This window comes from Mesorhizobium sp. 113-1-2 (assembly GCF_016756475.1).
GTDB lineage: Bacteria > Pseudomonadota > Alphaproteobacteria > Rhizobiales > Rhizobiaceae > Mesorhizobium > Mesorhizobium loti_C.
This window is the reverse complement of sequence record NZ_AP023242.1, coordinates 1,775,102-1,802,046: the sequence shown is the minus strand read 5'-3', so window position 1 is coordinate 1,802,046 and position 26,945 is coordinate 1,775,102. Positions and strand designations below refer to the sequence as shown.

Here is a 26,945-nt window from a genome sequence, read left to right as displayed (position 1 = left end):
CAACCGCCTGATGCCGCTCCGTCGTCCAAGGCAATAAAACCGTTCTCATCGAAGAGGTTCTTGCCGCCGCCGCCTCGCTTGTGTGGCCAAACCGCATCGCCGATTTCCTGCCGAGAGCCGTTTGGACAAAGCCGTCCAGACGAATGGCACATCGTCACATAACTGTAGTAGCGCGCGCCTAGCTAAATCGCCGCCACATCCCAACGCGCCGCTCCATCCCGATGCGCCGCCACATCTCGAGGAAAGACCATGCTTTTGCGCACCATCATCGCCCCATTGGGCGTTTGCTTATCCATGGCCACATCGGCCTTTGCAGCCGACCTGGTCGAAGCCCCGCCACCGGCAGCGCCAACCTGGACGATCGCAATCGAGGGGGACCCGGAATTCTACGCCATCGACAATGGCAGCAACACCGCCCGGTCGCTTGCCGACACCTATTTCAAGCTCAGCGTTTCGCACAATTTCGACAACAACTTCGTCGGCGGGATCTTCATCCAGCCGACCTTCAAGACCGGCGGAAAGTCGCAGTACTACGCCGAAGCAAGCCTCGGCTACAAAATCAAGGTCACGGATGCCTTCAGCCTGACCCCCAGCCTCGGGCTCGGCTACACCTGGCACGATACGGGCATCATCAAGGACGACGACGCCAACGCGAATGTTCCCTACTACACCCTGTACATCGCGGGCGATTGGAAGGTCTCCAAGCAGTGGACCTGGAACGTCTTCAACTTCCGCTACCGCAATGCCTTCAGCACCACCTGGGAGACGCCGAAGCTGGCGACCGGCGTGACCTACAACATCGACTCCACCAACGCTGTCTATGCTAGCGTCGGCTATTCCTGGAAGAAGACCGACACGACTTCGGCGCCCTACAACGATCTCGCCGGCGACAAATGGAACATCGGGATCGGCTATAAGCATTCGCTCTGAGCGGATTGACGAGAGTTAAGGCTTGGCTTTGGCACAGGCCTTCATCCATCTGTCAGTTGCATCCGGAGCGGCGAAATCCACCGCTCCGGACAGCCCGAACCGGCAACGCGCAGTTCAGACGGTGCACCTTGGCGGCGCGCTGAGCCGAAATCTGTGCCAGTCCTCTTTCGCCAAGGCTTCCGAGGACACTCCTTCGTCTGACAAGCCTTGGATGGCCTGCCATCCGAAGCTCGAAGAGCGAAGCTACCAGCCAAAGCGGACTATCTGGGAAAGGTTCGCAATGTCGCCATAGATCATCGAACCTTTCACGAGAATGCATTTGTTGCCGAGAACTTTGAAAAGCGGGCTCGATGCAGCGCAAACCGGTCGGTCTTTGTCCTTGGCTTCGGCATAGCCGATGCTGATAGCTAGGACAGCGATAGCAACGAGTGTCGTCTTGCTCATATTTGCCCACCCAAGCCAGCGAGCCTCCGCAGACCGGAGGTAAGTCGCGAGCCATGCGTCCAAAATAGCACTGGCGCATGTTGGGCTTCATCCATCAATTGGATGAGGCGGGACCAGTCCCATTCCATCGAATGAACGGCGCGTCGTCGCCGGTGAAGTTGTCCCACCGGATTCAGAGCTTGAAAAAAATGGGGGGCAAAAACAGGCAAAAAACTGAACAAAATCAGCGCCTGAAAAATAGGGTGGTGCCCCTAGCCGGGATCGAACCAGCACTCCTTGCGGAACTCGATTTTGAGTCGAGCGCGTCTACCAATTCCGCCATAGGGGCTCAGGCCGGGCGGCCTGGATGGGCGCGGACTATACGGTTGGAGGCCTGTTCGTCAACTGGCCAATTGCCGACGATCCCGGATACCGCCAGATTTCGCCGCTGGTTTCCGTGATAGCGATGCCTCTAGAAATCGACGGAGAAGACCAGGGGGCCGCCATCGCACATGCCGTCGGACAGGACCAGAATTTTAAGGCGATGCGGCTCATCGCTGAGCACGGCAATGCCTTCCGGTTTGATTTCCTTATCGTCACAGCCCGCGCCGTCGCGGAGCGCGACCCCTGACAGGTCAAGTTCGGTCAACAATTTGGGCGTGGCCTTGCCGCCGTCATCATGCGAGCCATCCCACAGGCTGAAGGTCCATGTTGGCGGAGACGTACCAGCGCTCAGCTCCGCATCTCCTGGCCCGGCAAGGACCAGGATACCGTCCTTGACGGCTGCCAGATCACGGATGCCGCGCCCCTTGCCAACCTCTAGATTGGTCAATTCGGGCGAGGCGGGTTCATTGGCGAACAGGGCCTTCTTGTCGAGAGCCAGAATTGGCGCGTAGCCGGCGCTCGCCGGTCCCCGAAAGCCCAGATACAGCTTCGGCCCCATGACGGCCATACCTTCCATGTCCACGCCTTGGCCGTCCTTAAGACAGTCGTCGAGATGCTCTTTAACGCCCGAAACGGCAGCAAAAACCTTGGCCAGCCCGGTGGCGTCGGTGATATCGCTTATCTTGCCATTGGCGTCTGTCAGAACGGCTCCGCTGGCCGGATCATAACCGATGCGGAGCAAATGGTGGCTGGCCGGATTGAACTCGCAGCTTTCGCGCTTGCGGGCGTGTGAGCCAAGCAGATAGTAAAACCCACTGTCCGCGGCAGCCGCCTCGGCGTCCATCTCCGCGCCGTCCAGCGGCAAGTCGAGTGGCTTTTCGTCCACCGCGAAGGATCCGTCTCCCAACAGGATCGTGCGCGTGGCGGAACCTTCATCCAATGCCAGCAGGCATCTTTGCGGAGCCGGTTGAACCGCACAGGCGATTCCACTCACTGACCGACGCGTCTTCTTCTTGAACGGCAAGCCGGCCTCGCTCTGCCAAGGCCCACCGACTGGCGCCAGGGACCCGGCGGATGCGGCATGTCCGATCATGGCACAAGCAGCCACGATCAGCCATTTTTGCACATACCGTCGATACGTCATGCCTTCGACCCGCATCATATGTAGGAACCTCCCCCATCGTCCGAGGGCAACTTGCAAATCGCAAGATGTCCATTCTCCCTCCGCGCCGCAAAGTCCAAAATAGATGTCGCCATTTTCAACCGATCGACCGCGTTGCTCACGCAAACCGCCTTTCTCAACAATAGAGATGCTGCGCTGCAATACTAAAAGAATTTCTGCGTGACATCGACTTTATCCCTATTTTGGATACTTGCAATGCATTGGCATTTATTTCGCTTAGCAGCGCCGAGTGAAGCAGCAGGCCCTCTGGAAAGCCATGTGGTGCTCTATCAAATCATCCCTTCGAAGGCGCTGGAGCCCGTTTCGGGAAAATCCGACGCCCCACTCAACGGAGACTCGTAGCCGCATGTTCGATTTGAGAGCCAGGCGCGCGGATGCGACCAATCTTCGCCTTTTGATTTCGTGACTGTGCTGCCATTGTGCAGCGCGGAAAATCTTTCTAGACAGGCGGCGCATGCAGCATGGCGCATCTGAAGGATGGCCGCGCACGGTTTGGGTCTTGTTTCACCCCAGGCATCTGCGCACTTTTGGGCGACACGCATAGGAGAGCCGATGCTTCGCGGACTGTACGACTGGACCCTGTCGCTGGCGGCGCGCAAATCCGCCGAATGGTGGCTGGCCTTCATCGCTTTCGTCGAGAGTTCGGTGTTCCTGGTGCCGGCCGATGTGCTCTATCTGCCGATGGCGCTGTCGCGGCCGGATCGCGCCTATCGCTATGCGCTGATCGCCACCGTCGCCTCGGTGCTGGGCGGCATTGCCGGCTGGTTCATCGGTCACTACGCCTATGAGGCGGTGGCAAGGCCGATCCTCGAATTCTACGGCAAATATGACGAGTTCGAGCAACTGCGCGTCTCGTCGGGCGTCGGCTTCATCATCCTGATGCTGATCACCTCGGGCGCGGCGCACCTGCCGCCGATCAAGGTGGTGACGATCCTGTCCGGCGTCATCGGCGTCAATCTGGCGCTGTTCATCGCGCTGGCCATCGTGGCGCGCGGCGCCCGTTTCCTGCTCTTGGCGTGGCTGTTGCGCCGCTACGGCGAGTCGATCCGCGAGTTCATCGAAAAGCGCCTCGGCCTGATCGTTGGCGCCGCGGCGGCTGCCCTGATTTTGCTCTATATCGTCGTCAAATACGCCCTCTGAGGCCTCGTCAAAACCGGGTAACGGTTTTGAGACGGGCAAGCGGACCTAGCGGGCGGCGAACTCAATGGACGAAAGACCCATGACAGCGACCATGAATGCCGATACCGGACGCCAGCGGACGCGAACCGCCCTGTTTCTCGCCGTCGCCATGGCCGCGACCGTTGGTTCGGCGCTCTGCTTCCAGTACATTGGCGGCTATATCCCCTGCCACCTCTGCCTGGAACAGCGCACCCCCTACTATATCGGCGCACCGCTGATGGTGCTGGCGGTGATTGCCTCTATGCTGCGCGCGCCGGCCTGGCTGACGCGTGGCCTGCTGGGCATTGGCGGCCTGCTGATGCTCTACGGCCTCTATCTCGGCGTCTACCATTCCGGCGTCGAATGGCAGTGGTGGGCCGGCCCGACCGATTGCACGGCGGGCGCCGGCCCGGTCGACACCGGCGGCAAGGGCGTGCTCGACGCGCTCGACAAATTCGTGCCGCCCTCCTGCGACAAGGCCGCGCTGCGCATCCTGGGCCTGTCGCTGGCCGGCTGGAACGCCATCGCCAGCCTGATCCTCGCCGCCGTCGCCTTCCGCGGCGCGCTGGCCCGCGATTGATCAAATTCGATTGAGTCGCACGGCGCAGGGTTCGAGCAAAATTCGGTAGGCTGAGTCGCGTGGCGCGGCTTTCGACGGACGAGCCAGGTGGTTCCCCCACTCCGTCTCGGCTTCGCCGAGCCACCTTTCCCTCGATCGACGGGGTAGAGGAAGGGCGCGAGCCTGTTGTAGCCAGCGCTCGTCCGACAGGCTCTCTACTCCAGGCCGCCAACAGGCTCCCTTCCTCTCCCTCCGGAGGGGGGAGAGGTGGCGCTGCGAAGCAGCGACGGAGTGGGGAAGCCGGTCGTCAAATGCGAAGCCGCAGATAAGTGAGCACGGCCAAGCTGGTCCGATAAGTGCGTGAGCACCGGAAGCGCAGAAAGCTGCGTCAGGCGGCCAGCATGGCGAATTTCTGCCGAACTCTATGGCTCCAGCTCGACATCCCAGTAGAGATAATCCATCCAGCTTTCATGCAGATGGTTCGGCGGGAACAGGCGGCCGTTGTTGTGCAGATCATGCACGGTCGGCTGATAGGGCTTCTGCAGCGGCCACATCTTGGCGTGCGCTGGCATCATGCCGCCCTTCCTCAGATTGCAGGGCGAGCAGGCGGCGACGACATTCTCCCAGGTCGTCGCGCCGCCACGATGGCGGGGGATGACATGGTCGAAGGTGAGGTCGTCGGGCGTACCGCAATATTGGCACTGGAAGCGGTCGCGCAGGAAGACGTTGAAGCGGGTGAAGGCAGGATGCCTTGACGGCTTCACATAAGCCTTCAGGCTGACCACGCTCGGCAGCTTCATCGAGAAGGTCGGCGAGGACACCGCATGCTCGTATTCGGCGACGATGTTCACCCGATCGAGGAACACCGCCTTGATGGCGTCCTGCCAGGACCAGAGCGACAAGGGGTAATAGCTGAGCGGACGGTAATCCGCATTCAGCACCAGTGCTGGAAGCCCATCCGGAGATACGGCAACCGTCACGTGTTTACCTCCTTGGTTCTAGACCCGAACGGCGCGGATACTGTAAGCCCGACATGACAGGGATGTGAAGCGGATTGTGGTTCGCGCGACGTGCCAAAAAAGCATGATTTTTATGCTTTTTTGCGGATTCAGGCGGGCGGTGCGGCGTCCCTGCCCCTGGTTTCGCGATAATAGGACCAGAAAAGCCGCGATGCGACACCTCGCCACGGGCTCCATGATTCGGCCAATGCGATCAGTGTTTTCTCCGGCGGACGCGGGTCGATGCCGAGCGCATGGCCGACCGCCGTTTGCAGCGCGACGTCGCGCGCGGGAAAAATGTCGGGGTGCCCGGCGGCGAACAGGAGGTACACTTCCGCCGTCCAGGGACCGATACCGGGCACCGCCGTCATCGCCGTGATCGCTTCCTCTGCATCGAGCGAACAGAGGTGATTGAGGTCGAGCCCGTCGGCCACGGCCTGGGCAATCGCGATCAGGCCGCGCTGCTTGGGCCGCGACAGGCCGGCCTCGCGAAACATGTCCTCGCCGGCGGCCAGGATCGCCTGCGGCGTCAGCGGATCGACCAGCTTCGTCAGCCGGCCGAATATGGCATCAGCACTCGCCCGGGAGACCTGCTGCGAGACGATGATCGAGGCGAGGCTCCTGAAGCCAGGCTCGGAGAGCCGCAGCGGCACTTCGCCGGCCATGCCACGCACCTTTTCCAGGCGCGGGTCGATGATGCAAAGCGCATCGAGCCCGCGCGCAATGTCGTCCAGTGAGGCGATGCGTTGCATGGTATCCTTGTCCGCGAATGTGCCGCAAAGTAGCAACCGCCGAAACCGCAGCACAACCCGATTGCCGCCTGAGACATGACGCTCCTGACATTCCGCTTCGCGCCCAGCCCCAACGGCGAACTGCATCTCGGCCACGCCTATTCGGCGCTGCTCAACCAGAAGCTGGCAAAGGCCGGTGGCGGCCGCCTGCTGCTGCGCATCGAGGATATCGACACCACGCGCTGCACGCCGCAATTCGAGGCGGGCGTGTTTGCCGATCTGAAATGGCTGGGGCTCGGCTGGGAGGAGCCGGTGCGCCGCCAGTCCGAGCATTTCGCCGAGTACGAGGCGGTGCTCGACCGGTTGATCCAAGAAGAACTCGTCTATCCCGCCTTCATGAGCCGTGGCGAGATCAGGGCCTTCATCGCCGACGGCGAAAAGCGCGGGCGCGACTGGCCGCGCGATCCCGACGGCGTGCCGCTCTACCCTCCGTCCGACAAGGCGTTGAGCGTGAGCGAGCGCAAGCGGCGCATCGCCGAAAATGCGCCCTTCGCCTGGCGGCTGGATATCGGCGCCGCCATGACGCGTGTCGGCAGGGACCTCACATGGACCGAGTTCACCGATGAGACGCTGTCCGCGACCCGTTCGGTCGAAGCGCGCCCGCAGGACTGGGGCGACGTGATCGTGGCGCGCCGCGACATCCCGACCAGCTACCACCTCGCCGTCATTGTCGACGACGCGCTGCAAGGCGTCAGCCATATCGTGCGCGGACAGGACCTGTTTTCCGCCACCGGCGTGCAGCGCCTGCTGCAGGAACTGCTTGGGCTGCCGCAACCCGCCTATTTCCACCATCGGCTTATCCTCGGACCGGACGGGCGAAAACTATCGAAGAGCCTTGGCGACACCGGCCTTGCCAAGCTGCGCGGGGCCAGCGCTAGCCCCGACGATATCAGGCGAATGGTCGGACTTTGACGGCTGCGAGATCGGGAGAACCACCCGCAGAACCCGCCACCGATTGAATTCCCGTGATGCATGGATCAATCGTTTCGTTTTGCACGCCGGGTTGAACGGGACTAGAGCAACGCCACAGTTCTCACCAGCGTCGCGGTCTCCCGAAAATGCACAGCATCAAGCGGTTCATCCCCGCCACCTTCGTCGTCCTGTGGGCGACCGGCTTCATCGGCGCGCGCTACGCCATGCCGTGGGCGGAGCCGTTCACCTTCCTCGCCGCCCGTTTCGTCATTGCGGCCATCTTGCTGGCTGTGCTGATGCCCGTCCTAGGCTCGAAACGAGCCACCCGAAAGGAAGCGCTGCACGCCACCGGCGCCGGCGTGCTGATGCATGGCGTCTATCTCGGCGCCGTCTTCTGGGCCATCCACAGGGGCATGCCGGCCGGGTTTTCGGCCCTGATCGTCGGCCTGCAACCGCTGATCACGGCCGTCCTGGCCGGCAAGTTCCTGGGCGAGGCCATCCTGCCGCGCCACTGGCTTGGCCTCGGCATCGGCCTGATCGGCATCGTCATCGTGCTGTGGCCAAAGCTTGGCGCGCTGGGCGGCGGCGTGACCGCGGCGACACTGACCGCCTCGCTGCTCTCGGTGCTCGGCATGAGCGCCGGCACGATCTGGCAAAAGCGCTTTGCTTCCGGCGGTGACCTCGTGGCGGCGACCATGTGGCAATATGTCGGCGGCGCCGCGCTGATGATCCTGGCCGCGCTCGCCTTCGAAACACACACCGTCATCATCAACGGCGAACTGATCTTCGCCATGGCCTGGCTGGTGCTGGTGCTGTCGCTCGGCGCCATCTTCCTTTTGATGGTGATGATCCGCGACGGCGAAATGTCGAAAGTCGCCTCGCTGTTCTACCTGGTGCCGGCGGTGACGGCGATCATCGCCTGGGCGCTGTTCGACGAACAGCTCAACGCGCTGCAGATCGTCGGCATGGCGATCACCACCTTCGGCGTCGGCCTGGCGACGGCGCGGCAGGCCAAGGGGAGAGCTGTGGGGCTGGGAACTGAGGAACTGAAGAATTGAGGAATTGAAGAAAAAGCGGCCATATCTGGCGCTGTGTGCTCGTTCCTCAGTTCCTCAATTCTTCAGTTCCTCAGTTCCTCAATTCTCCAGTTCCTCAGTTCCTCAATTCTCCAGTCCCTCATTTCCTCACCCAACCCGCGCCCGCGCCTCCAGATAACGGCTGATGGCAGCGTTGAGCTCGCCCCCAAGGATGAAGATCGCCGAGACGATGTAGAGGAAAACCACCGCGATCATGATCGAGGCGAGACCAGCATAAGTCGTCACATAGGACGAGAAATGGTCGAGATAGGTGGCAAACATCGTCGAACCGATGAGCCATGCCGCCAGCGTGAAGACGATGCCGGGCACGAGCGAGACGAAGCGGCGCTTGCCGGCAGGTAGCCAGTAATGCACGGCAAACAATCCGCCGATGATGACGGCTGAGGCAATGACGTAACGCCACAGCGTTATCGTGCCGGTATAGGGCTTGATCCATTCGAAATGCGCTTCCGCCAGCCGCGCCAGCAAGGGTGCGAACACCAGAAGCACACTGATCGCCAGGAACCCGGCCGTCGCGATCAGCACGAAGAAGATGCTCTGCACCCGGCGATAGATGATGCCGCGCGTCTCCGTGACGCGATAGGCGCGGTTGAGCGACGTGCGCAGCGCCTCGATGCCGTTCGAGGCAAAGTAGGCGGCAAGCAGCACGCCATAGGTCAACAGATCGGTGCGCCGGACGGTCAGCACGTTCAGCACCTCATGCGCGATCGGCTTGGCGATCTGATCCGGCCAGGTGTCGAAGACCAGGTGCACGGCCGTGTCGGCAAAGGCCTGGGCGCCGAGGAAGCTGCCCAGCGTCGTGGCGAAGATCAGGAACGGAAACAGCGCCATCAGCGAGGTGATCGCCAGATGGCTGGCCATCGCCCAGCCGTCATCGGTGTTGAAATGACCGAGCGCGTCGTAGAGCACGCGGCGCAGGGCGACAATATTCCGCAGCAAGGACGCGCGCTCCCTTCGATTGTCTCGACGCCGCGAATATGGGAAGTGAATGCGGCAAATGGCAACCCTGAGTCAAACCACGAATTCTCCAGCGACCGAGTTGCGCACCATCATCATCACCGGTGCGTCCTCAGGCATAGGCGCCTATTGCGCGCGAGCGCTGAAGGCCGAGGGCTGGCGCGTGTTCGCCACGGCGCGCAAGCCGGAAGACATCGCCGCCCTCGAAACGGACGGCATCGAGGCTTTTTATCTCGACTATAGCGAACCGGACTCGATCGCCGCTTTGGTGACTTCAGTGCTCGAGCGCACGGGCGGAAGGCTGGACGCGCTCTTCAACAACGGCGCCTACGCCCAGGCCGGCGCCGTCGAAGACCTGTCGGTGGCAGCGCTCAAGGAGCAGTTCGAGGTCAATTTCTTCGGTTGGCATGATTTGACCAGCCGTCTCGTGCCGGTGATGCGCCGCCAGCGCCAAGGCCGCCTCGTCCATTGCTCATCGATCCTTGGTCTCGTGCCGGTACGCTTTCGTGGTGCCTATTCGGCATCCAAACATGCACTCGAAGCGCTGATGCTCTGTCAGCGCCAGGAATTGGAAGGCAGCGGCGTCCATGTTTGCCTGATCGAACCGGGGCCGGTGAAATCGAAGATCGCCAGCAACGGCCTGCCCTGGTTCCTGAAAAACATCGACATCGAGAATTCCGTGCACAGCGCCGACTATGCCGCGCAGTTGGAGCGGCTGCGCGCCGGCGGCAGCCAGTCGGCTCTGAAGCCTGGGCCGGAAGTGGTCCACAAGGTTCTGCGCCATGCACTTCTGTCGCGGCGCCCGCGCCCGCACTATGTGGTAACGGTGCCGGCCAGGATCGGCGCCGCACTCAAACGCGTCCTGCCTGCATCGATACTCTACCGCCTGATGGCCAAACGCGCCTGAACGCGAAAACAACTGGAAACGCAACAATGGCAACCGTCTTCAACATCCTCGCCATTCTGGTCATGGCCGCCGTGGTGATCGTGCTGATCCGAGGCCTCATCAACATGATGCGCGGCGGTTCCGGCGTCACCTCGAACAAGCTGATGCAGGCACGCGTCATGCTGCAGGCCGTGGCGCTGATGCTGATCCTGCTGGCCGTGTATTTCACCCGCAAGTGAGGGCTTTCGGAGAGGCGATGTGGTCAAGCTCAACAAGATCTACACCCGCACCGGCGATGACGGCACGACGGGTCTCGGCACCGGTGAGCGGCGGCTGAAATCCGATCTGCGGGTCGATGCCTACGGCACGGTCGACGAGGCCAATGCCTGCATCGGCATGGCACGCGTGCACACGGCGCAGACCCACCCGGCGATCGATGCCATGCTATCGCGCATCCAGAACGATCTCTTCGACCTTGGCGCCGATCTGGCCGTACCTGACGACGGCAAGCCGCTTGGCTATGAGCCGCTGCGCATCGTGGCCACGCAGACCGACCGCGTCGAAAAGGACATCGACCTCCTCAACAAGGATCTGCAGCCGCTCAAATCCTTTGTGCTCAACGGCGGCACGCCGGCGGCGGCGGCGCTTCACCTCGCCCGCACCGTGGCGCGGCGGGCCGAACGGCTGATGGTGGCGCTGGCTCAAGACCCGGGCGAGCACGTCAACCGCGATGGGCTGAAATACATCAACCGCGTCTCGGATTTCCTGTTTGTCGCCGCCCGGGCGGTCAATGACAATGGAAATGCCGACGTGCTATGGGTTCCCGGCAAGAACCGCTGAACGGACCATAAAGCGGAGGGGCCAGGCACGCATGTTCATCCCGCTTTACGACACCAACAGGCTGCGCCACATCCGCCTGCAATATGTGACGATCGGCCTGATCGTGGCCAATGCGCTGGTCTATTGCGCCACGGCACTGGGCGGCGAGAACTTCACCAATGCCGCCGTGCTTGGCCTCGGCTTTATTCCGTCGGTCGTTCACAACACGGCCGAGCTTGATCCTCGGTTCATCATCATTCCGGAAAGCCTGAGCTACCTCACCTATTCGTTCCTGCATGCCGATATCTTCCACCTTGGCGGCAACATGCTGTTCCTGTGGGTGTTCGGCGACAATGTCGAGGACGCGCTCGGCCACACCCGCTACCTGATCTTCTACCTTCTGTGCGCCATCGCCGGCGCCGCCTTCCAGGGCCTCGTCGCCTGGAATTCGCAGGTGCCACTGATCGGCGCCTCCGGCGCCATCGCCGGCGTGGTCGTCGCCTACCTGATCCTCTATCCCAGGGTGAAGGTCTGGGTGCTTGCCTTTGCCCGCATACCACTGCGCATTCCGGCCTTCATCCCGCTTATCCTGTGGGTGCTGTTCCAGGTCTTTATGTTCGCCGCTGGTGGCGAGGACCAGATTTCCTGGGCCTGCCACATCGGCGGCATCATTGCCGGTGCCGTGCTGGTGCTGGTCCTGCGCAGCCGCGGCGTGCCGCTTTTTGCCGGTGCCGACGAGGATACGGTGGTTCCCACATCAGACCAGCCGCCGGTTGCCGCCGAACCAGCGGCGCCTGAAGCGCCGGCCACCACGACGCGCTGGGGCCGGGGAAACCCTTCTGGCCTAAACTGAACCGATTTGAGCCGCTTTCAGCGTATTGACGGCGGGGGTTGCCCAAACTACGGAAACGTCTCCGTCTGAGCCCCAAGGCTGTTAAGGAGCAGCCCAAGACGGGCAAAGACCAGAATTTCCATCCGGCCAGAATTCCGTCTGGCCGGAATTCAGTCAGGAATGTCGGCTTTCGACAACTCAGAAGGGGCGCAAGCTGTTATAGCGCGCCCAACTAGCGTGAAGAGGTGACAGGCAAATGAAGATCCTTGTGCCCGTGAAGCGGGTTGTGGATGCGAACGTCAAGGTTCGCGTGAAGGCTGATGGTTCGGCGGTGGAACTGGCCAACGTCAAGATGGCGATGAACCCGTTCGACGAGATTGCGGTGGAAGAGGCGATCCGGCTGAAGGAAGCCGGCAAGGCCGAGGAAATCATCGTCGTCTCGATCGGCCCGCAGCAGGCGCAGGAGACCTTGCGCACCGCGCTCGCCATGGGCGCCGACCGCGCCATCCTGGTCAAGACCGACGAACAGACCGAGCCGCTCGGCGTTGCCAAGGTGCTGAAGGGTGTCGTCGACGCCGAACAGCCCGGCCTCGTCATCCTCGGCAAGCAGGCGATTGACGACGACTCGAACCAGACCGGCCAGATGCTGGCGGCCCTGCTCGGCTGGGCGCAAGGCACCTTCGCCTCCAAGGTGGTGCTCGACGGCGACAAGGCCAAGGTGACCCGCGAAGTCGACGGCGGCCTGCAGACGGTGGAACTGAAGATGCCGGCGATCATCACCGCCGATCTTCGCCTCAACCAGCCGCGCTATGCCTCGCTGCCCAACATCATGAAGGCCAAGAAGAAGCAGCTCGATGAAAAGAGCCCGGCCGACTACGGCGCCGACGTCAAGCCGCGCCTCAAGGTCATCAAGACCGAGGAGCCGGGTGGCCGCAAGGCAGGCGTCAAAGTCAAGAGTGTCGCCGAACTGGTCGACAAGCTCAAGAACGAAGCCGGCGTGCTCTGAGATCGGAAGGAACAGATAAAATGACCATTCTCCTCATCGCAGAACACGACAACGCCAGCCTTTCCGACCAGACCGCCAAGGCGCTTTCGGCCGCCCTGCAGATCGGTTCGGACGTGCATGTGCTGGTCGCCGGCAAGGGCGCCAAGGGTGCGGCCGACGCCGCAGCCAAGCTCAAGGGCGTCAGCAAGGTGCTGCTCGCCGAAGCCGACGAGCTCGCCGAGCGCCTCGCAGAACCGACGGCCGCACTCGTCGTGTCGCTGGCCGGCGGTTACGACACCATCATCGCCCCCGCGACCTCGTCGGGCAAGAACGTCGCGCCGCGCGTCGCGGCCCTGCTGGATGTCGCGCAGGTCTCCGAGATCATCGAAGTGGTCTCGCCGGATACGTTCAAGCGCCCGATCTATGCCGGCAACGCCATCCAGACCGTGCAGTCGACCGACGCCAAGAAGGTCATCACCGTGCGCACGGCTTCCTTCCAGGCAGCGCCCGAGGGCGGCTCGGCCGCGGTCGAGACCGTCAAGGCGGCGGCCAATCCCGGCCTCTCCTCCTTCGTCGAGAACAAGCTGTCCGAGACCGACCGTCCGGAATTGACCTCGGCCAAGATCATCATCTCGGGCGGCCGCGCGCTCGGCTCCTCGGAAAAATTCCAGGAGGTCATCCTGCCGGTCGCCGACAAGCTCGGTGCCGCCGTTGGCGCGTCCCGCGCCGCAGTCGATGCCGGCTATGCGCCGAACGACTGGCAGGTCGGCCAGACCGGCAAGGTCGTCGCTCCGGATCTCTACATCGCGGTCGGCATCTCCGGCGCCATCCAGCACCTCGCCGGCATGAAGGATTCCAAGGTTATCGTCGCCATCAACAAGGACGAAGAGGCGCCGATCTTCCAGGTTGCCGACTACGGCCTCGTCGGCGATCTCTTCGTCATTCTGCCGGAGTTGCAGAAGGCGCTTTGACGCTCTCTGACAAAGCGTATTAAATGCTTGGGGTGGGGTAGACGAAGTCGCCCCGCCCTTTTAGTTTGCACCGCACAAAAAGCAGGCTGCAAAAGCCTTTGGACGGGATCGGTGTAATGAGCAAGATCGAGACGATCGGCATCATCGGCGCAGGCCAGATGGGCGGGGGTATCGCCCATGTCTCCGCGCTATCGGGCTACAAGGTGCTGATCTACGATATTTCGCCCGACCGCATTGAAAAGGGCATTGCCACCATCAGCGGCAACATGGCCCGCCAGGTGGGCTCCGGCAAGCTCGACGAGAAGCTGCGCAACCAGGCGATGGCGCGTATTGCCTCGGCACCGGCGATGGCCGATCTCGCCGGCGCCGATCTGGTGATCGAGGCGGCAACCGAAGACGAGACGGTCAAGCGCAAGATCTACGCCCAGCTCTGTCCGCAGCTCAACCCCGAAGCCATACTGGCGACCAACACCTCATCGATCTCGATCACGCGGCTTGCGGCACAGACCGACCGGCCGGAGCGCTTCATCGGCATACATTTCATGAACCCGGTGCCGCTGATGAAGCTGGTCGAACTGGTGCGCGGCATCGCCACCGAGGACCAGACCTTCGAAGCAGCGAAGACCTATGTGAAGCAGCTCGACAAGACGATCACGGTCTCGGAGGATTTCCCGGCCTTCATCGTCAACCGCATCCTGTTGCCGATGATCAACGAGGCGATCTACACGCTCTATGAGGGTGTCGGCTCGGTCGATGCCATCGACACGGCCATGCGGCTGGGCGCCAATCATCCGATGGGACCGCTGCAGCTGGCCGACTTCATCGGTCTCGACACCTGCCTGTCGATCATGCAGGTGCTGCATGACGGCCTGTCGGATTCGAAGTACCGCCCCTGCCCGCTGCTGGTCAAATATGTCGAGGCCGGCTGGCTCGGCCGCAAGACCGGGCGCGGTTTTTACGACTATCGCGGCGAGCACCCCGTTCCGACGCGCTGAGCCTTACGATCTTCGGGAAATCTCGCCTCAGGAGGCTGCGGCAAACGGCTCTGGCTTGTCGTCGGTGAGCCTGTCATCCGGCGCCACGGAAACGCATCCGCGGCCGGCAGCCTTGGCCGCGTAGCAGGCGGCGTCGGCCCTTGCGATGATCTCGTCCGCCTCGCCGCAATGGCCGTTGATCGCCGCCAGCCCGATGCTGGCGCCGATCGCATGCGGTCGGCCATCCCAGGTGAAGTTCAGGCCGGCTATCGCATCGATGATGGAGCGTGCCGCGATCCTCGCGCCCGCGGTCGAACCCGATTTCAGGACGACCGCGAATTCGTCGCCACCCAGGCGCGCGACGATGTCTTCAGGCCCGAGCACGCCGCGCACGGCCTCGGCGACCCGCTTCAGCAGGGCGTCGCCGGCGGCGTGCCCGCCAGTGTCGTTGACCAGCTTGAAATGGTCGAGGTCGATGAACATGAACTGATGGCCGCTCCCGGCCGCCGTGCCGTCCTTGCGCGCCTGATCGACCAATCCCTCCATGGTGCGGATAAAGCTCGAGCGATTGGCAAGGCCGGTCAGCGCATCATGCGCGGCGGCATGGGCAAGCTGGCGCTGCAGGGCGCGCGCATCGGTGAAGTCCTGGAAGACGATGACCAGCCCGCAGAATTCGTTGCGCTCGTTTATGATCGGCGACACGACCTGGCGGATGCTGCAGCGCGTATCATCGCGGCGGATCAGCACGGCGCGGCTGTTCTGGTCGGAAGGCGCCTCCGCGCCGATCGCCGGCCGTGTCACGCCGATCCTGTGACCTGTCTCCTCGTCGACCGCCCAATAGACATGACCGAGCGTCTTGCCGAGAGCCGCTTCCCCGGAAACGCCGGTCAGCTTCTCGGCAACCGGGTTCATGAAGGTGACGCGGTTGGCCGCATCGGTGCAGATGACGGCATCGCCGATCGACTGCAGCGTCACCCGGAGGCGCTCCTTCTCGTCGGCCAGCATTGCCGCCGACAGGGTCAGGCGCTCTTCGGCCTCCTTGCGCCGGGTGATGTCGGTCAGGCTGCCGATGGCCCTGATCAGGCGCCCGTCCCCGTCGCGCTCGATGGCCTTGCCACGGTCGAGGATCCAGACCCAGCGGCCATCCTTGTGGCGCATCCTGAACTCGGCCTCGAAAAACTCCGTCTTGCCGGCGAGATGCTCGCGATCCGCCTCGGCGACAGTCTCGCGGTCGTCGGGATGGATCATGGTCAGCCAGCGATCCGGATCGCCGTCGAGTTCGCCATCCGCATAACCCAGCATCTTGACCCAGGTCGAGGAATAGGTCGTGCCGCCTTTGCGCACGTCGAGATCCCACACGCCCTGGCCGGCGCCGGCGAGCGCGAAATTCCAGCGCGTTTCGGCCTCCGCGATGCGCGCCTCGGCCTGCTTGCGCGCGTCGATGTCCTCGATCTGCGAGACGAGATAGAGCGGGCGCCCGCTTTTCTCGTCACGAATGACGGAACCGGCGAGATGCGCCCAGACAGCTGTGCCGTCCTTCTTGAGGTAACGCTTTTCGAACTGGAAGGCGTTGACCGTGCCGGCTTTGATGCCTTCCATGGTTTCCCGCCCGATATGCAGGTCGTCAGGATGGGTGATCTGGAAAAAGGTCAGCGCCTCGATCTCTTCGCGGTTGTAGCCAAGCATTGAGGCGAAGGCCGGATTGGTTTCGAGAATGCGCCCGTTCAGCCCGACGATGGCGATGCCGATCGCCGAATCCTGCATGGCCTGGCGGAAGCGCTGCTCGCTCTGCGCGATCTGCCGCCTGTCGTCGGAGATGCGAATGACAAACAGCCCGGCGAGGAAAAGCGCGCCGCCCGCAATGGCGACGGATATCTGAAGACAAAGTCTGAGTGCCTCGGCGCCAAGGTCCAGCCGCGACGGCACGACCGAGGCCACCGCGACGGCGAGGCCGGCCACAAGCAGCGCCGGCGCTGCATGTTTGTGGAACCTGATGGGTCCTGGTAATCTCACGATCCGTGCCACCCCCGTGGGCAATCGCTTTTTCCCGTTAAAACCCTGAAGGATCGATTTTAAGGAAAGGTTGCGCTGGGGGTACTGGTGACATGGACAACCGGCAAACAATTGCCGGCATGATTAAGGATCGGTATTCGCGGGTGTAGCCGCCGGTATCCTGCTACCAGCGCACGAACAACCGCCCGCCAAGCGCACCAAGCAAGGCCAGCGCTGCGATCGCGATCGTGTACCAGGTGGCGACGAAAAGCGGCGAATCGTCGAAACAGTGCGCGGCATAGAAGGTCGCCGCCAGCCCGCCGGCGAGCAGCCCCGCCACCGCGCCAGCAAGCACCGGCCGTGTCGGCGCGCCGTAGCGCAGCATCCACAGGAAGATGGCCAGCGGGCCGATACCGATCAGCGGGATGAAGCCCATGCAGATCATCATGTTGGAACCCACCATGCGCGTGCCCCACAACGCCTCCGGCACCATGAAGAGTTCCAGCACCACCGCCACGGCCACCAGCAGCGGCGCGGCCAGCATCCCTGCCATCGCCCAACGTGTCGAGGCACCCGGCGTCGACAAAGCGCGAATCAAGGCGAAGGCGCTGACGGCCAGCACGATGGTGAAAACGAACTTGGAGAGGAACCGCATCGTGTGCGCGGCCACCATGAAGTCGGGGCGCGGGCCGATCGTCAGCAGGAAAACGACTGCCGCGATGACAATGGCCGCGCCGGCAGCCAGCCACCAGGCCGAGCGCAAAGGCATCGCCTTGCTGTTTGCATCGGCGTCGAGCGCCTTGATGAGATCCTCGGTCCTCATGTCACTCCCGCCCAAACCGGCCCTGCCCGAATCGCTTGGCTATGGCGGCAAGCCCGCGATGCAGCGACACACGCACCGCCGTCTCGCTGATGCCGAACTTCGCTGCCGTTTCGCCGATCGAGCGGCCTTCCACCGATACGGCCGAGACCACGGAGCGCTGCGCCGGCGGCAACCCGTCCAAGGCCCGGTTGATGTCGCGCTCGCTGACGGTTTCGGTCTCCGGCTCGGCGAAGGTTTCGGCGATATCGTCGACATCGATCTCGATGCGTCGTCCACGCCGCCGGAACGCATCGATCAGCTTGAAGCGGGCGATCGCATAGATCCACGGCAGCACCGGCGCATCCTGGCGCCAGGTATGCCGTTTCACATGAATGGCCAGCAAGGTTTCCTGCACGACATCCTCGGGATCGACCCCGCCCTGCACGATCTTGCGCCGGACAAAACCGCGCACCAGCGCGGCAATCCGGTGCAGAAAGTCGGCGTAGGCCCTTTCATCTCCCGCGATCGCGGCCCGTAACAGCCGGGAAAGCTCGGCCTCGTCCTTGCCGCTCACAAGAGTTCACTCCCCCGATTTTCGTGTCTCGGCACTGATTTGTTACGTGGCCGGCGAAATAATGTCCAAGCCAAACTACGGGCAAATCACGAAAGTTTGCGGGTCCTGAAGGCGCCGCCGCATACCGGGTCACCTTACAGGCCTTGCGATCCAGTTTCGCGAGAAACCGTCGATCCAGGCCGCCATCACATGGAATTGTCCGCTTTGCGTCGACCTTTGCGCCTCAGCGACCGATTGAAGCAGATCAACAATGTTGACTATGCCTGTCAGGTATCGATAGGTGCAGCGTGCAAAGACCAACGATGTCGAGGATGACGCCATGAAATTCACCCTTTCCGCCCTTGCTGGGGCCGCCGCACTTGCAATCAGCCTGGCTGCCTGTCCGGCGATGGCCGAGGACGCCGGCATCATCGTCTACAACGCCCAGCACGAAAGCCTGGCCAAGGAATGGGCCGAAGGGTTCACCAAGGAAACCGGCATCAAGGTCACCTTGCGCAATGGCGGCGACAGCGACTTCTCCAACCAGATCGTCGCCGAAGGGGTCGCCTCGCCCGCCGACGTGTTCCTGACCGAGAATTCTCCGGCCATGGTGCTGGTCGAGAATGCCGGCCTGTTCGCGCCGGTCGACGCCGACACGCTGGCTCAGGTGCCGCAGGACTACCAGGCCGCCAGCGGCAAATGGGTGGGCGTGGCCGCGCGCAGCACCGTCTTTGCCTACAACACGACCAAGCTCAAGGCCGACCAGCTGCCCAAGTCGTTGCTTGACCTCGCCGATCCGAGCTGGAAGGGCCGTTGGGCAGCCTCGCCCTCGGGCGCCGATTTCCAGGCCATCGTCAGCGCGTTGCTGCAGCTCAAGGGTGAGGCCGCCACGGCGGACTGGTTGAAGGCCATGAAGACAAACTTCACCGCCTACAAGGGCAACAGCACCGTGATGAAGGCGGTCAACGCCGGCGAGATCGAAGGCGGCGTGATCTACCACTATTACTATTTTGGCGATCAGGCCAAGACCGGCGAGAACAGCAAGCACGTCGCGCTGCACTATTTCAAGAACCAGGATCCGGGCGCTTTCGTCTCGGTCTCCGGCGGCGGCGTGCTCGCCTCGAGCAAGCATCCGAAGGAAGCCCAGGCGTTCCTGAAGTTTGTGACCGGCAAGGGCGGCCAGGACGTGCTGAAGAACGGAAACTCCTTCGAATACGCGGTCGGCAAGGGTGCAGAGTCCAACCCGAAGCTGGTGCCGCTGGTCGATCTGCAGGCGCCGAAGGTCGATCCCACGACGCTGAACTCCAAGAAGGTCACCGACCTGATGACGGCAGCCGGCTTGCTTTAGTTGCCGTTCGTCCTGATAAGGACGTCAGACCGTGCTCCCGCGGGACTTCCGCGGGAGCGTTTTGTTTTCGAGATGGCATTCGTCGATGACGACACGCTGCGTTCCTGGCCGCGATCGCGGTTCTTCAATTGCTGCCGCTGGACGGCAGCGGCACGGCGTCTGACCTGATGCAGTCCGCCGTTGATCTCACGCGCCCGGGCTTGCCGCCGAAGATGCGCAGAAGGCCGCAGCGGCGGGCGGCACCTTGGCTTGTCACTGCCGCTGTTCTCGTCTCGCTGCTCGCCCTTGTGCCGCTCGCCTTCATCATCTGGATCGCGGTGCAGACCGGTTGGGAAACTGTCTCCGCACTGGTCTTCCGGCCGCGTGTCGGCGAACTGCTGGTCAACACCACGCTGCTGGTGCTGCTGGCCGTGCCGATCGCCATCGTGCTGTCGGTCGCGCTGGCCTGGCTGACCGAGCGCAGCGATCTGCCCGGCGCCAGGCTGTGGGCCTGGCTGTGCGTGGCGCCGCTCGCCATTCCCGCTTTCGTGCACTCCTATGCCTGGATCACCATGGTGCCGGGACTGCACGGCCTGTGGGCCGGCGTACTGGTGTCGTTGATCGCGTATTTCCCCTTCCTCTATCTGCCGATATCGGCGGCGCTGCGCCGCCTCGATCCGGCCCTGGAGGATGCGGCCGCAGCCCTTGGCCTGGGCCCCTGGCGCGTGTTCTGGCGTGTCGTGCTGCCGCAACTCAGGCTCGCCATCTGCGGCGGCTCGCTGCTGGTCGGGCTGCATCTGCTGGCCGAATACGGCCTCTACGTCTTCATCCGCTTCGACACCTTCACGACTGCGATCGTCGACCAGTTCCAGTCGACCTTCAACGGACCGGCCGCCAACATGCTGGCCGGCGTGCTGGTGACCTGCTGCTTCGTGCTTCTGGGCCTCGAAGTGCTGGTGCGCGGCGAGGAGCGTTACGCCCGTGTAGGCTCCGGCGCGGCGCGCTTCCAGCAGCGCACAAGCCTCGGCCGCGCCACCATTCCGAGCGTGGCCTTGCTTGTCGTCACCACGCTGCTGGCGCTTGGCGTGCCGTTCGTCACCATCAGCCGCTGGCTCATCGCCGGCGGTGCCGATGTCTGGCGTCTCGACGAGATCGGCCTGGCGCTCGGCCAGACGCTGTTCCTGGCACTTGCCGGCGCGCTGCTCGCCACCATCGCCGCCATGCCGATGGCCTGGATCTCGATCCGCGCGCCGGGACCGTTGCAGCGCCTGCTGGAGGGTTGCAACTACATCGTCGGCTCGCTACCGGGTGTCGTCATCGCGCTGGCGCTGGTCACCATCACCGTGCGCATCGCACTGCCGCTCTATCAGACGCTGTTCACCATCCTGGTCGCCTATGCACTCATGTTCCTGCCGCGTGCCCTGGTCAGCCTGCGCGCCTCGATCGCCCAGGCCCCGGTCGAGCTCGAGCGTGCCGCGTCCAGCCTCGGCAGGCGTCCGCTCAACGCGCTGTGGTCGACGACCATCCGTCTGTCGGCGCCGGGTGCGGCGGCCGGCATGGCGCTGGTGGCGCTCGGCATCATGAACGAACTGACCGCGACCCAGATGCTGGCGCCGAACGGCACCCGCACGCTGGCGATGGCGTTCTGGTCCTACAGCGGCGAGATCGACTATGCCTCGGCGGCTCCTTACGCCTTCATCATGGTGGCGATGTCGCTGCCGCTGACCTGGCTGCTCTATGTCCAGTCGAAACGGATGGCCGGACGATGAGCTTTCTCGAAATCAAAGGCCTGCACAAGCATTACGGCCCGGTCGCAGCACTCGCCGGCGTCGACCTCAATGTCGCCAGCGGCAGCCGTACCGCAATTGTCGGCCCCTCCGGATGCGGCAAGACGACCCTACTGCGGCTGATCGCCGGCTTCGAGGCGCCGGACCAGGGCAGCATCGTGCTCGACGGCGTGGTGCTGGCCAATGGCGGCGCCGCCGTCCCGGCGCATCGCCGCGGCATCGGCGTGGTGGCGCAGGACGGCGCTCTGTTCCCGCATCTGACCATTGCAGACAATATCGGTTTCGGTCTGGGCCGGGGCGAGGACAAGCGCACCGAGCGCATCGTCGAACTCGCCTATATCGTCGGGCTGGACAAGGCGATCCTCAGGCGCCGCCCGCACGAACTCTCCGGCGGCCAGCAGCAGCGCGTGGCGCTCGCCCGCGCCATGGCGATGAAGCCGAGGCTGATGCTGCTCGACGAGCCGTTCTCGGCCTTGGATACCGGCCTGCGCGCCTCGATGCGCAAGGCCGTTGCCGAACTTCTGGAGGCGGCCGGCATCACCACCATCCTGGTGACGCATGACCAGGCCGAGGCGCTGTCCTTCGCTGCCCAAGTGGCGGTGATGCGCGACGGCATATTCTCGCAGGTCGGCACGCCGCGCGATCTCTACCTCAAGCCGAAGGACAGGATGATCGCCGAGTTCCTCGGTGATGCCATCATCCTGCCGGCAAGCATCTCGGGCGGCTTCGCCAGTTCGCCGCTGGGCCGCATCGCCGTCGACACGTCGGACAGCCGCGATGTCGCCCGCATCATGTTGCGGCCGGAGCAGATCGGGCTGAAACGCACATCGCGGGAGGGCATGTCAGGCACCCCTGACATGCTGTTCGGCGAAGTGACGGAGTCCGAATTCGCCGGCTCGACATGCACGATCGCGGTGCGGCTCCTGAACAACGCCGATCCGCCGGACGCCGCCGCGATCGGCAACACGCCGCTGATCCTGCGCAAACCGGGCATGGATGCGCCGGCGGTCGGCGAGATCGTGCGGCTCACCGTTTCGGGAAAGGCACATGTGTTCGCCTGAAGGTCTGACGGCGCTGCGCCCGGCATGCAGTGGCGCGATCGCGCGATGATGCGTTTTCCGTATTCGGCTCAGCGAGGCTCGAGAATCAGAGTGCCGGCTCGCGCACGGACGCCTTGAAGACATCGAGGCGGCTTCCTGTCTCCGACGAGAAGAAATGCATGTCCTCCGGCGAAAACTTCAGGCCTACCGGGCTACCGGGCTCGGGGTGGATGGCCTCCGACGTCATCACCGAAAACGGCGCGCCGTCGAGATCGACATAGACGACCCGCCCCGCGCCCAGTTCCTCGACCAGGTCGACGGTCGCATTGAGCGCGCCCGCCGTGTCGGGCGCCACCAGGCGCACGGCTTCAGGTCGGATACCCATCGCGACCTTGGTGCCGACCGGCAGGCCGGCCCGTGCCATCGCCAGTCGGCGGCTGCCACCGAGCAGCGACAGCCCGTCGAGCTCGACCGTGCCTTCCAGAATGTTCATGGCCGGCGCGCCGACAAAGGTGGCGACGAAGCGGCTGGCCGGACGGGTATAGATTTCGCCTGGTGTGCCGACCTGCTCGACGCGGCCGCCATTCATCACCACCAGCCGGTCGGCCAGCGTCATTGCCTCGACCTGATCGTGGGTGACGAAGACGGAGGTGGCGTTCAGCCGGCGATGCAGCTTGCGGATTTCCGAGCGCATCTGCACGCGCAGCTTGGCATCGAGATTGGACAGCGGCTCGTCGAACAGGAACACCTTCGGCTCGCGGATCATGGCCCGGCCCATGGCGACGCGCTGTCTCTGGCCGCCGGAAAGCGCCATCGGCTTGCGGTCGAGCAGGTGTTCGAGCTCCAGCGTACGCGCGACCGCCTGGATGCGCTGGGTTCGCTCGGCCGAGGGAACCCCGGCGACCTTGAGCGAATAGCCGATGTTCTGCGAAACACTCATATGCGGATAGAGCGCGTAGTTCTGGAACACCATGGCGCAGCCGCGCTCGCGTGGTTCCAGTCTGTTGACCACCGTGCCGTCGATGGCGATCGTGCCGTCGGAAATGTCCTCCAGCCCGGCGATCATGCGCAGCAGCGTGGACTTGCCGCAGCCCGACGGTCCCAGGATGACGACGAATTCGCCCGAGGCGAAGTCGAGGTCGACGCCGTGCACGACCTGCGTCTTGGCATAGTTTTTCTTGACGCCGCGTATGGCGATGGAGGCCATTGTTTGTCTCCTGTTATTTTTCGGTGGCGATCAGGCCGCGCACGAACCAGCGCTGCATGAGCACCACGACGATCAGCGGCGGCAGCATGACGATAAGCGTTCCGGCCATGGCGATGTTCCATTCCGGAACGCCGCCGACATTGGGGATCAGCTGCTTGAGTTCGGTGACCGCGGTCGCATGCGACTGATCGGTGGTGATGAGCAGCGGCCACAGATACTGGTTCCAGGCCCACAGGAACATGATGGTGCCGAGCGCTGCCATATTGTTGCGCGACAGCGGCAACAGGACATCGATGAAGAAGCGCAGCGGACCGGCGCCGTCCATGCGCGCGGCCTCGGTCAGCTCGTCTGGAACGGTCAGGAAGAACTGCCGGTAGAGGAAGGTGCCAGTGGCGGTGGCGATCAGCGGCAGGATCAGGCCTGGATAGGAATTGAGCATGCCCAGGTTGAGCGCGACATGCACGCCCGAGACTTTTTCGATCAGCCAGGAAATCCCGGTCAGGTCCAGGATCGCCTGATAGGGCTCAAGCACGTTGGCAACAACCGCGTAGGTCGGCACGATGCGCACTTCGAGCGGCAGCATCAGCGTGATGAAGATCAGCCAGAAGATCAGCATGCGGCCGGGATAGCGGAAGTAGACGATCGAGAAGGCGGTGAGTGCCGAGATGATCACTTTGCCGGCGGCGACGCCTGTCGCCATGATGAAGCTGTTGAGCAGCTTGGGACCGAGATCGGCCGTCGTCCAGGCGGTCTTGATGTTGACCCAGAAGTCGCTGCCCGGCAGCAGTGACATAGGCACATCGTTGACATCCTTGAGGTTGTGGGACGCCGCGACGACGACGACCACGAACGGCGCAATGCAAAAGACGAAGCCGATGAACAGGATCAGATGCGTGAAGAAATTCAAGAACGGTGTGCGCTCGACCATGTCCATCTCACCTGTAATGCACGCGCCGCTCGATGAAGCGGAACTGGAAGATGGTGAGCACGATGATGAGCAGCATCAGGATGATGCTCTGCGCGGCGGCTCCTGAATAATCGAGGCCTTTGAAACCGTCTGAATAGATCTTGTAGACCATCAAATTGGTCGCGTTGGCCGGACCGCCTGATGTCATGATGTCGACGATGCCGAAGGAGTCCTGGAAACTCTCGGTGATGTTGATGACCAGCAGGAAGAAGATGGTCGGCGTGATCAGCGGAAACTGGATGTCCCAGAAACGCCTGATGACGCCGGAACCGTCCATCGCGGCGGCTTCGATCAGCGAACGCGGGATGGCCTGGAACGCGGCGAGGAAGAAAATGAAGTTGTAGCCGACATACTTCCACGAGAAGGCGACGATGATCGAGGCCATGGCGTCGGTGCCGTCGAGGCCGGGATCCCAGAAGCCGGGCCAGACCTGGTTGACGACGGCCATGAAGCCGGCTTCCGGCGCCAGGATGAAGCGAAATGCCATCGCCAGCGCCGGTGCGGCGATGCCGTAGGGCCAGATCAACACCACGCGATAGAGCCGCGAGCCGGCGAGCTGCCGGTCGGTCAAGGCGGCGAGCAGCAGCGCGATGAACATCGCAAGACCGGTGCTGATGCCGGCAAAGACAAGGCTGGCGGTGATCGAGTTCCAGTAGTCGGCGTTGGACAGGATCGAGCGGAAATTGTCGAGCCCGACCCAGATGTTGCCGCCGCCCCAGGGCTGCTGCAGCGTCAGCGACCAGTACACGGCCTGGCCTGCCGGCCAGTAGAAGAACGTGAAGATCAGGAGGAGCTGCGGCACCGCGAAAAGGATGCCGATTCTCCATTTGCTGAAAGTGACGCGTTTTTCCATCGATCCGCCGATGCTGTTGAACCGCCAGTCCGCTTTCACAGCCGAAGACTAGATGTGAAATGGCCGCCCGTCGATTCTCGACGGACGGCCGTTCCGCTATCCTGGATTAGGGCAGGGTCTTGCCCGGATAGGTCTGCTGGAAGCGATCGAGGATGGCGTCGCCATTCTTGACCAGCGTATCGAGGCCTTCCTGGACGCTGACCTTGTTGGCGAAGATCGCCTGCATCTGCGTGCCGAATTCGGCGCGGATCTGGGTGAAGTTGCCCAGGCGCACGCCACGGGTGATTTCGGTCGGCTCGGACGCGGTCAGGCTGGCGATGGCAGTTTCACGGCCCTTATAGGGCGCCTTGTCGTAGAAGCCGCTGGACTTCATGTAGTCGAAACCCGACTTGGTCACCGGGATGTAGCCGGTGTTGGTCGACCAGAACAAAGCCGTCTTGGGATCGTGGATGAAGTTCAGGAACGCCGCGGCGCCCTTGTATTCCGCATCCGACTTGCCGGAGAGAACCCACAGCGACGCGCCGCCGACGAGCGAATTCTTGCGCTCGGTGCCGGCATAGACCGGCAGTTCGGCGACATCCCAGTGCATGCCTTCCTTCTGCGTCTTGCCGACGGTGCCGTGGTCGCCGACCGAGGTCATGATGACCTGACAGGTGCCTGAGGCAAAGGCCTGGACCATATCCTGGCCGAGGTCCTTGGATTTGATCTTGATCAGGCCGGCGTCATACCATTTCTTGAGATCGGTGACGTACTGGACGAACTTGGTCTTGTTGACTTCCAGGCGCGCATCGAGGCCGTCATAGCCGTTGTTCTTGGTGGCGATCGGCTGATTGTGGATGGCCGAGAACTGCTCCATCAGCTGCCAGCTCTCGTTGGCCGAAATGTTGATGGCCATCGGGCATTCATAGCCGGCATCCTTCATCGCCTTGAGGTCGGCGCCGACATCTTCCCAGGTCTTCGGCGCTTCGGTCTTGCCGATCTTGGAGAAGGCGTCCTTGTTCCAGTACAGCAGCGCGGTCGAGGAATTGAACGGGAAGGACAGCATCTCGCCCTTCGAGGTGGCGTAGTAGCGCGCGATGCCGGGGAAATAGTCGGCATAGTCGATCTTGTAGCCGTTTTCTTCCATCAGCTTGTCGGCGGGCTTGTAGGCGCCCGACAGCATCATGGTGGCGGTGCCGACATCATAGACCTGGACGACGGCGGGCTGCTTGCCGGCGCGGAAGGCGGCGATGGTGTTCTGCAGCGTGGCGTCGTAATTGCCCTGGCTGGTGCAGACGACTTCATAGTCGGTCTGCGAGGCGTTGAAGTTCTTGCACAGCGTGTCGACGACGCGGGCGAGATCGCCCGAAAGACCGAACCAGAAATCGAATTTTACCGGCTCTGCAAAGGCAGGCATCGCCAGCGCGGTGCTGAGCGCGCCAGCGGCAAGGGCAGCAAAGCCCCGCTTGATCATGGTCATGGTTTTCCCTCTTAAGTGGCTGGTGACAAGGGTCTTGCGCAAGTCCTTGCCCGCTCTCTTAGAGAAGGTATGTGACAGTTCTGTTGTGGGCCTCCGGCC

General features: G+C 63.0%; 27 protein-coding genes and 1 tRNA gene. 15 read left to right on the top strand and 13 right to left on the bottom strand.

Features of this window, described 5'->3' with window-relative positions; translation table 11 throughout:
- Positions 1–294 precede the first annotated feature (294 nt).
- A complete protein-coding gene (locus JN279_RS08710) occupies positions 295–930 on the top strand; it encodes a hypothetical protein (protein ID WP_202352529.1) in 636 nt (211 codons plus the stop codon).
- Between the two features lie 243 nt (positions 931–1,173).
- On the opposite strand, the gene JN279_RS08705 is transcribed toward JN279_RS08710, so the two are convergent.
- From JN279_RS08705 to JN279_RS08695, 3 genes are all read right to left on the bottom strand, one after another.
- On the bottom strand, positions 1,174–1,374 hold the full coding sequence (locus tag JN279_RS08705) for a hypothetical protein (protein ID WP_202352528.1): 201 nt from the start codon (positions 1,372–1,374) through the stop codon (positions 1,174–1,176).
- A gap of 243 nt (positions 1,375–1,617) precedes the next feature.
- Positions 1,618–1,702 (bottom strand) — tRNA-Leu (locus JN279_RS08700).
- Positions 1,703–1,825: 123 nt separating this feature from the next.
- A complete protein-coding gene (locus tag JN279_RS08695; protein WP_202352527.1) occupies positions 1,826–2,899 on the bottom strand; it encodes a DUF3616 domain-containing protein in 1,074 nt (357 codons plus the stop codon).
- A gap of 573 nt (positions 2,900–3,472) precedes the next feature.
- Between JN279_RS08695 and JN279_RS08690 the strand changes: the two genes are divergently transcribed.
- Both JN279_RS08690 and JN279_RS08685 read left to right on the top strand, forming a co-directional pair.
- On the top strand, positions 3,473–4,060 hold the full coding sequence (locus JN279_RS08690; protein WP_096450663.1) for a YqaA family protein: 588 nt from the start codon (positions 3,473–3,475) through the stop codon (positions 4,058–4,060).
- 79 nt (positions 4,061–4,139) lie between these two features.
- Positions 4,140–4,658, top strand: a complete 519-nt coding sequence (locus tag JN279_RS08685) for a disulfide bond formation protein B (protein ID WP_202352526.1) — start codon at positions 4,140–4,142, stop codon at positions 4,656–4,658.
- Positions 4,659–5,059: 401 nt separating this feature from the next.
- On the opposite strand, the gene JN279_RS08680 is transcribed toward JN279_RS08685, so the two are convergent.
- Both JN279_RS08680 and JN279_RS08675 read right to left on the bottom strand, forming a co-directional pair.
- Positions 5,060–5,617, bottom strand: a complete 558-nt coding sequence (locus JN279_RS08680; protein ID WP_010911702.1) for an HNH endonuclease — start codon at positions 5,615–5,617, stop codon at positions 5,060–5,062.
- Between the two features lie 128 nt (positions 5,618–5,745).
- The gene (locus JN279_RS08675) at positions 5,746–6,387 is read right to left on the bottom strand and encodes a DNA-3-methyladenine glycosylase family protein (RefSeq protein ID WP_202352525.1); all 642 of its coding nucleotides are present in this window, start codon (positions 6,385–6,387) and stop codon (positions 5,746–5,748) included.
- A 75-nt stretch (positions 6,388–6,462) separates the two neighbouring features.
- Here JN279_RS08675 and gluQRS point away from each other — a divergent pair, with 75 nt between their 5' ends.
- Together gluQRS and JN279_RS08665 are read left to right on the top strand one after the other, a co-directional pair.
- A complete protein-coding gene (gene gluQRS, locus JN279_RS08670) occupies positions 6,463–7,338 on the top strand; it encodes a tRNA glutamyl-Q(34) synthetase GluQRS (RefSeq protein ID WP_202352524.1) in 876 nt (291 codons plus the stop codon).
- Between the two features lie 146 nt (positions 7,339–7,484).
- The gene (locus JN279_RS08665) at positions 7,485–8,396 is read left to right on the top strand and encodes a DMT family transporter (protein WP_202352523.1); all 912 of its coding nucleotides are present in this window, start codon (positions 7,485–7,487) and stop codon (positions 8,394–8,396) included.
- A 126-nt stretch (positions 8,397–8,522) separates the two neighbouring features.
- Here JN279_RS08665 and JN279_RS08660 read toward each other — a convergent pair whose 3' ends face one another.
- Complete coding sequence (locus JN279_RS08660) at positions 8,523–9,374, bottom strand: YihY/virulence factor BrkB family protein (RefSeq protein WP_027047430.1); 852 nt, start codon at positions 9,372–9,374, stop codon at positions 8,523–8,525.
- A 58-nt stretch (positions 9,375–9,432) separates the two neighbouring features.
- Between JN279_RS08660 and JN279_RS08655 the strand changes: the two genes are divergently transcribed.
- The 7 genes from JN279_RS08655 to JN279_RS08625 all read left to right on the top strand — a co-directional run bounded on the left by JN279_RS08655 (position 9,433) and on the right by JN279_RS08625 (position 14,880).
- Positions 9,433–10,299 carry an SDR family oxidoreductase gene (locus JN279_RS08655; RefSeq protein WP_202352522.1) on the top strand — a complete coding sequence of 289 codons (867 nt, stop codon included), beginning with the start codon at positions 9,433–9,435 and terminating at the stop codon, positions 10,297–10,299.
- A gap of 26 nt (positions 10,300–10,325) precedes the next feature.
- Entirely contained in the window at positions 10,326–10,517 is a 192-nt protein-coding gene (locus JN279_RS08650; protein ID WP_202352521.1) for a twin transmembrane helix small protein, read from the top strand.
- 19 nt (positions 10,518–10,536) lie between these two features.
- On the top strand, positions 10,537–11,118 hold the full coding sequence (locus JN279_RS08645; RefSeq protein ID WP_202352520.1) for a cob(I)yrinic acid a,c-diamide adenosyltransferase: 582 nt from the start codon (positions 10,537–10,539) through the stop codon (positions 11,116–11,118).
- A gap of 31 nt (positions 11,119–11,149) precedes the next feature.
- Entirely contained in the window at positions 11,150–11,950 is an 801-nt protein-coding gene (locus JN279_RS08640; protein ID WP_096450677.1) for a rhomboid family intramembrane serine protease, read from the top strand.
- Between the two features lie 235 nt (positions 11,951–12,185).
- On the top strand, positions 12,186–12,935 hold the full coding sequence (locus JN279_RS08635) for an electron transfer flavoprotein subunit beta/FixA family protein (protein ID WP_096450679.1): 750 nt from the start codon (positions 12,186–12,188) through the stop codon (positions 12,933–12,935).
- 20 nt (positions 12,936–12,955) lie between these two features.
- Positions 12,956–13,885 carry an electron transfer flavoprotein subunit alpha/FixB family protein gene (locus JN279_RS08630; RefSeq protein WP_096450681.1) on the top strand — a complete coding sequence of 310 codons (930 nt, stop codon included), beginning with the start codon at positions 12,956–12,958 and terminating at the stop codon, positions 13,883–13,885.
- Between the two features lie 116 nt (positions 13,886–14,001).
- Positions 14,002–14,880 (top strand): 3-hydroxybutyryl-CoA dehydrogenase, encoded by an 879-nt coding sequence (locus JN279_RS08625; RefSeq protein ID WP_013892834.1) that lies wholly within the window; start codon positions 14,002–14,004, stop codon positions 14,878–14,880.
- 27 nt (positions 14,881–14,907) lie between these two features.
- Here JN279_RS08625 and JN279_RS08620 read toward each other — a convergent pair whose 3' ends face one another.
- The 3 genes from JN279_RS08620 to JN279_RS08610 form a co-directional block, all read right to left on the bottom strand.
- Positions 14,908–16,818, bottom strand: a complete 1,911-nt coding sequence (locus tag JN279_RS08620) for a PAS domain S-box protein (protein ID WP_244734448.1) — start codon at positions 16,816–16,818, stop codon at positions 14,908–14,910.
- A 217-nt stretch (positions 16,819–17,035) separates the two neighbouring features.
- Positions 17,036–17,674, bottom strand: coding sequence for an NrsF family protein (locus tag JN279_RS08615; protein ID WP_202352519.1), 639 nt, complete (start codon positions 17,672–17,674; stop codon positions 17,036–17,038).
- A 1-nt stretch (position 17,675) separates the two neighbouring features.
- Positions 17,676–18,227, bottom strand: a complete 552-nt coding sequence (locus tag JN279_RS08610; protein WP_095199684.1) for a sigma-70 family RNA polymerase sigma factor — start codon at positions 18,225–18,227, stop codon at positions 17,676–17,678.
- A gap of 319 nt (positions 18,228–18,546) precedes the next feature.
- Between JN279_RS08610 and JN279_RS08605 the strand changes: the two genes are divergently transcribed.
- From JN279_RS08605 to JN279_RS08595, 3 genes are all read left to right on the top strand, one after another.
- Entirely contained in the window at positions 18,547–19,554 is a 1,008-nt protein-coding gene (locus tag JN279_RS08605; protein ID WP_202352518.1) for an iron ABC transporter substrate-binding protein, read from the top strand.
- Positions 19,555–19,721: 167 nt separating this feature from the next.
- On the top strand, positions 19,722–21,302 hold the full coding sequence (locus tag JN279_RS08600) for an ABC transporter permease (RefSeq protein ID WP_202352517.1): 1,581 nt from the start codon (positions 19,722–19,724) through the stop codon (positions 21,300–21,302).
- Entirely contained in the window at positions 21,299–22,381 is a 1,083-nt protein-coding gene (locus JN279_RS08595; RefSeq protein WP_096450691.1) for an ABC transporter ATP-binding protein, read from the top strand. The genes JN279_RS08600 and JN279_RS08595 overlap by 4 nt, the downstream gene beginning before the upstream one ends.
- 85 nt (positions 22,382–22,466) lie before the next feature.
- On the opposite strand, the gene JN279_RS08590 is transcribed toward JN279_RS08595, so the two are convergent.
- The 4 genes from JN279_RS08590 to JN279_RS08575 form a co-directional block, all read right to left on the bottom strand.
- Positions 22,467–23,567, bottom strand: coding sequence for a sn-glycerol-3-phosphate import ATP-binding protein UgpC (locus tag JN279_RS08590; protein WP_202352516.1), 1,101 nt, complete (start codon positions 23,565–23,567; stop codon positions 22,467–22,469).
- 13 nt (positions 23,568–23,580) lie between these two features.
- Positions 23,581–24,495, bottom strand: a complete 915-nt coding sequence (locus JN279_RS08585; RefSeq protein WP_202352515.1) for an ABC transporter permease subunit — start codon at positions 24,493–24,495, stop codon at positions 23,581–23,583.
- Between the two features lie 7 nt (positions 24,496–24,502).
- Positions 24,503–25,387 (bottom strand): carbohydrate ABC transporter permease, encoded by an 885-nt coding sequence (locus tag JN279_RS08580; RefSeq protein ID WP_202352514.1) that lies wholly within the window; start codon positions 25,385–25,387, stop codon positions 24,503–24,505.
- 106 nt (positions 25,388–25,493) lie between these two features.
- Entirely contained in the window at positions 25,494–26,846 is a 1,353-nt protein-coding gene (locus JN279_RS08575) for an extracellular solute-binding protein (protein ID WP_202352513.1), read from the bottom strand.
- Positions 26,847–26,945: the final 99 nt, after the last annotated feature.

What these genes read in the sequence shown, in the direction of transcription:
- JN279_RS08590 (WP_202352516.1), bottom strand. Translation starts at nt 23,567, where the DNA reads ATGGCCTCCATCGCCATACGCGGCGTCAAGAAAAACTATGCCAAGACG.
- JN279_RS08710 (WP_202352529.1), top strand. Translation starts at nt 295, where the DNA reads ATGGCCACATCGGCCTTTGCAGCCGACCTGGTCGAAGCCCCGCCACCG.
- JN279_RS08675 (WP_202352525.1), bottom strand. Translation starts at nt 6,387, where the DNA reads ATGCAACGCATCGCCTCACTGGACGACATTGCGCGCGGGCTCGATGCG.
- JN279_RS08665 (WP_202352523.1), top strand. Translation starts at nt 7,485, where the DNA reads ATGCACAGCATCAAGCGGTTCATCCCCGCCACCTTCGTCGTCCTGTGG.
- JN279_RS08635 (WP_096450679.1), top strand. Translation starts at nt 12,186, where the DNA reads ATGAAGATCCTTGTGCCCGTGAAGCGGGTTGTGGATGCGAACGTCAAG.
- JN279_RS08585 (WP_202352515.1), bottom strand. Translation starts at nt 24,495, where the DNA reads ATGGTCGAGCGCACACCGTTCTTGAATTTCTTCACGCATCTGATCCTG.
- JN279_RS08655 (WP_202352522.1), top strand. Translation starts at nt 9,433, where the DNA reads ATGGCAACCCTGAGTCAAACCACGAATTCTCCAGCGACCGAGTTGCGC.
- JN279_RS08625 (WP_013892834.1), top strand. Translation starts at nt 14,002, where the DNA reads ATGAGCAAGATCGAGACGATCGGCATCATCGGCGCAGGCCAGATGGGC.
- JN279_RS08615 (WP_202352519.1), bottom strand. Translation starts at nt 17,674, where the DNA reads ATGAGGACCGAGGATCTCATCAAGGCGCTCGACGCCGATGCAAACAGC.
- JN279_RS08605 (WP_202352518.1), top strand. Translation starts at nt 18,547, where the DNA reads ATGAAATTCACCCTTTCCGCCCTTGCTGGGGCCGCCGCACTTGCAATC.
- JN279_RS08690 (WP_096450663.1), top strand. Translation starts at nt 3,473, where the DNA reads ATGCTTCGCGGACTGTACGACTGGACCCTGTCGCTGGCGGCGCGCAAA.
- JN279_RS08640 (WP_096450677.1), top strand. Translation starts at nt 11,150, where the DNA reads ATGTTCATCCCGCTTTACGACACCAACAGGCTGCGCCACATCCGCCTG.
- JN279_RS08685 (WP_202352526.1), top strand. Translation starts at nt 4,140, where the DNA reads ATGACAGCGACCATGAATGCCGATACCGGACGCCAGCGGACGCGAACC.
- JN279_RS08600 (WP_202352517.1), top strand. Translation starts at nt 19,722, where the DNA reads ATGCAGTCCGCCGTTGATCTCACGCGCCCGGGCTTGCCGCCGAAGATG.
- JN279_RS08705 (WP_202352528.1), bottom strand. Translation starts at nt 1,374, where the DNA reads ATGAGCAAGACGACACTCGTTGCTATCGCTGTCCTAGCTATCAGCATC.
- JN279_RS08630 (WP_096450681.1), top strand. Translation starts at nt 12,956, where the DNA reads ATGACCATTCTCCTCATCGCAGAACACGACAACGCCAGCCTTTCCGAC.
- gluQRS (WP_202352524.1), top strand. Translation starts at nt 6,463, where the DNA reads ATGACGCTCCTGACATTCCGCTTCGCGCCCAGCCCCAACGGCGAACTG.
- JN279_RS08575 (WP_202352513.1), bottom strand. Translation starts at nt 26,846, where the DNA reads ATGACCATGATCAAGCGGGGCTTTGCTGCCCTTGCCGCTGGCGCGCTC.
- JN279_RS08650 (WP_202352521.1), top strand. Translation starts at nt 10,326, where the DNA reads ATGGCAACCGTCTTCAACATCCTCGCCATTCTGGTCATGGCCGCCGTG.
- JN279_RS08695 (WP_202352527.1), bottom strand. Translation starts at nt 2,899, where the DNA reads ATGATGCGGGTCGAAGGCATGACGTATCGACGGTATGTGCAAAAATGG.
- JN279_RS08595 (WP_096450691.1), top strand. Translation starts at nt 21,299, where the DNA reads ATGAGCTTTCTCGAAATCAAAGGCCTGCACAAGCATTACGGCCCGGTC.
- JN279_RS08580 (WP_202352514.1), bottom strand. Translation starts at nt 25,387, where the DNA reads ATGGAAAAACGCGTCACTTTCAGCAAATGGAGAATCGGCATCCTTTTC.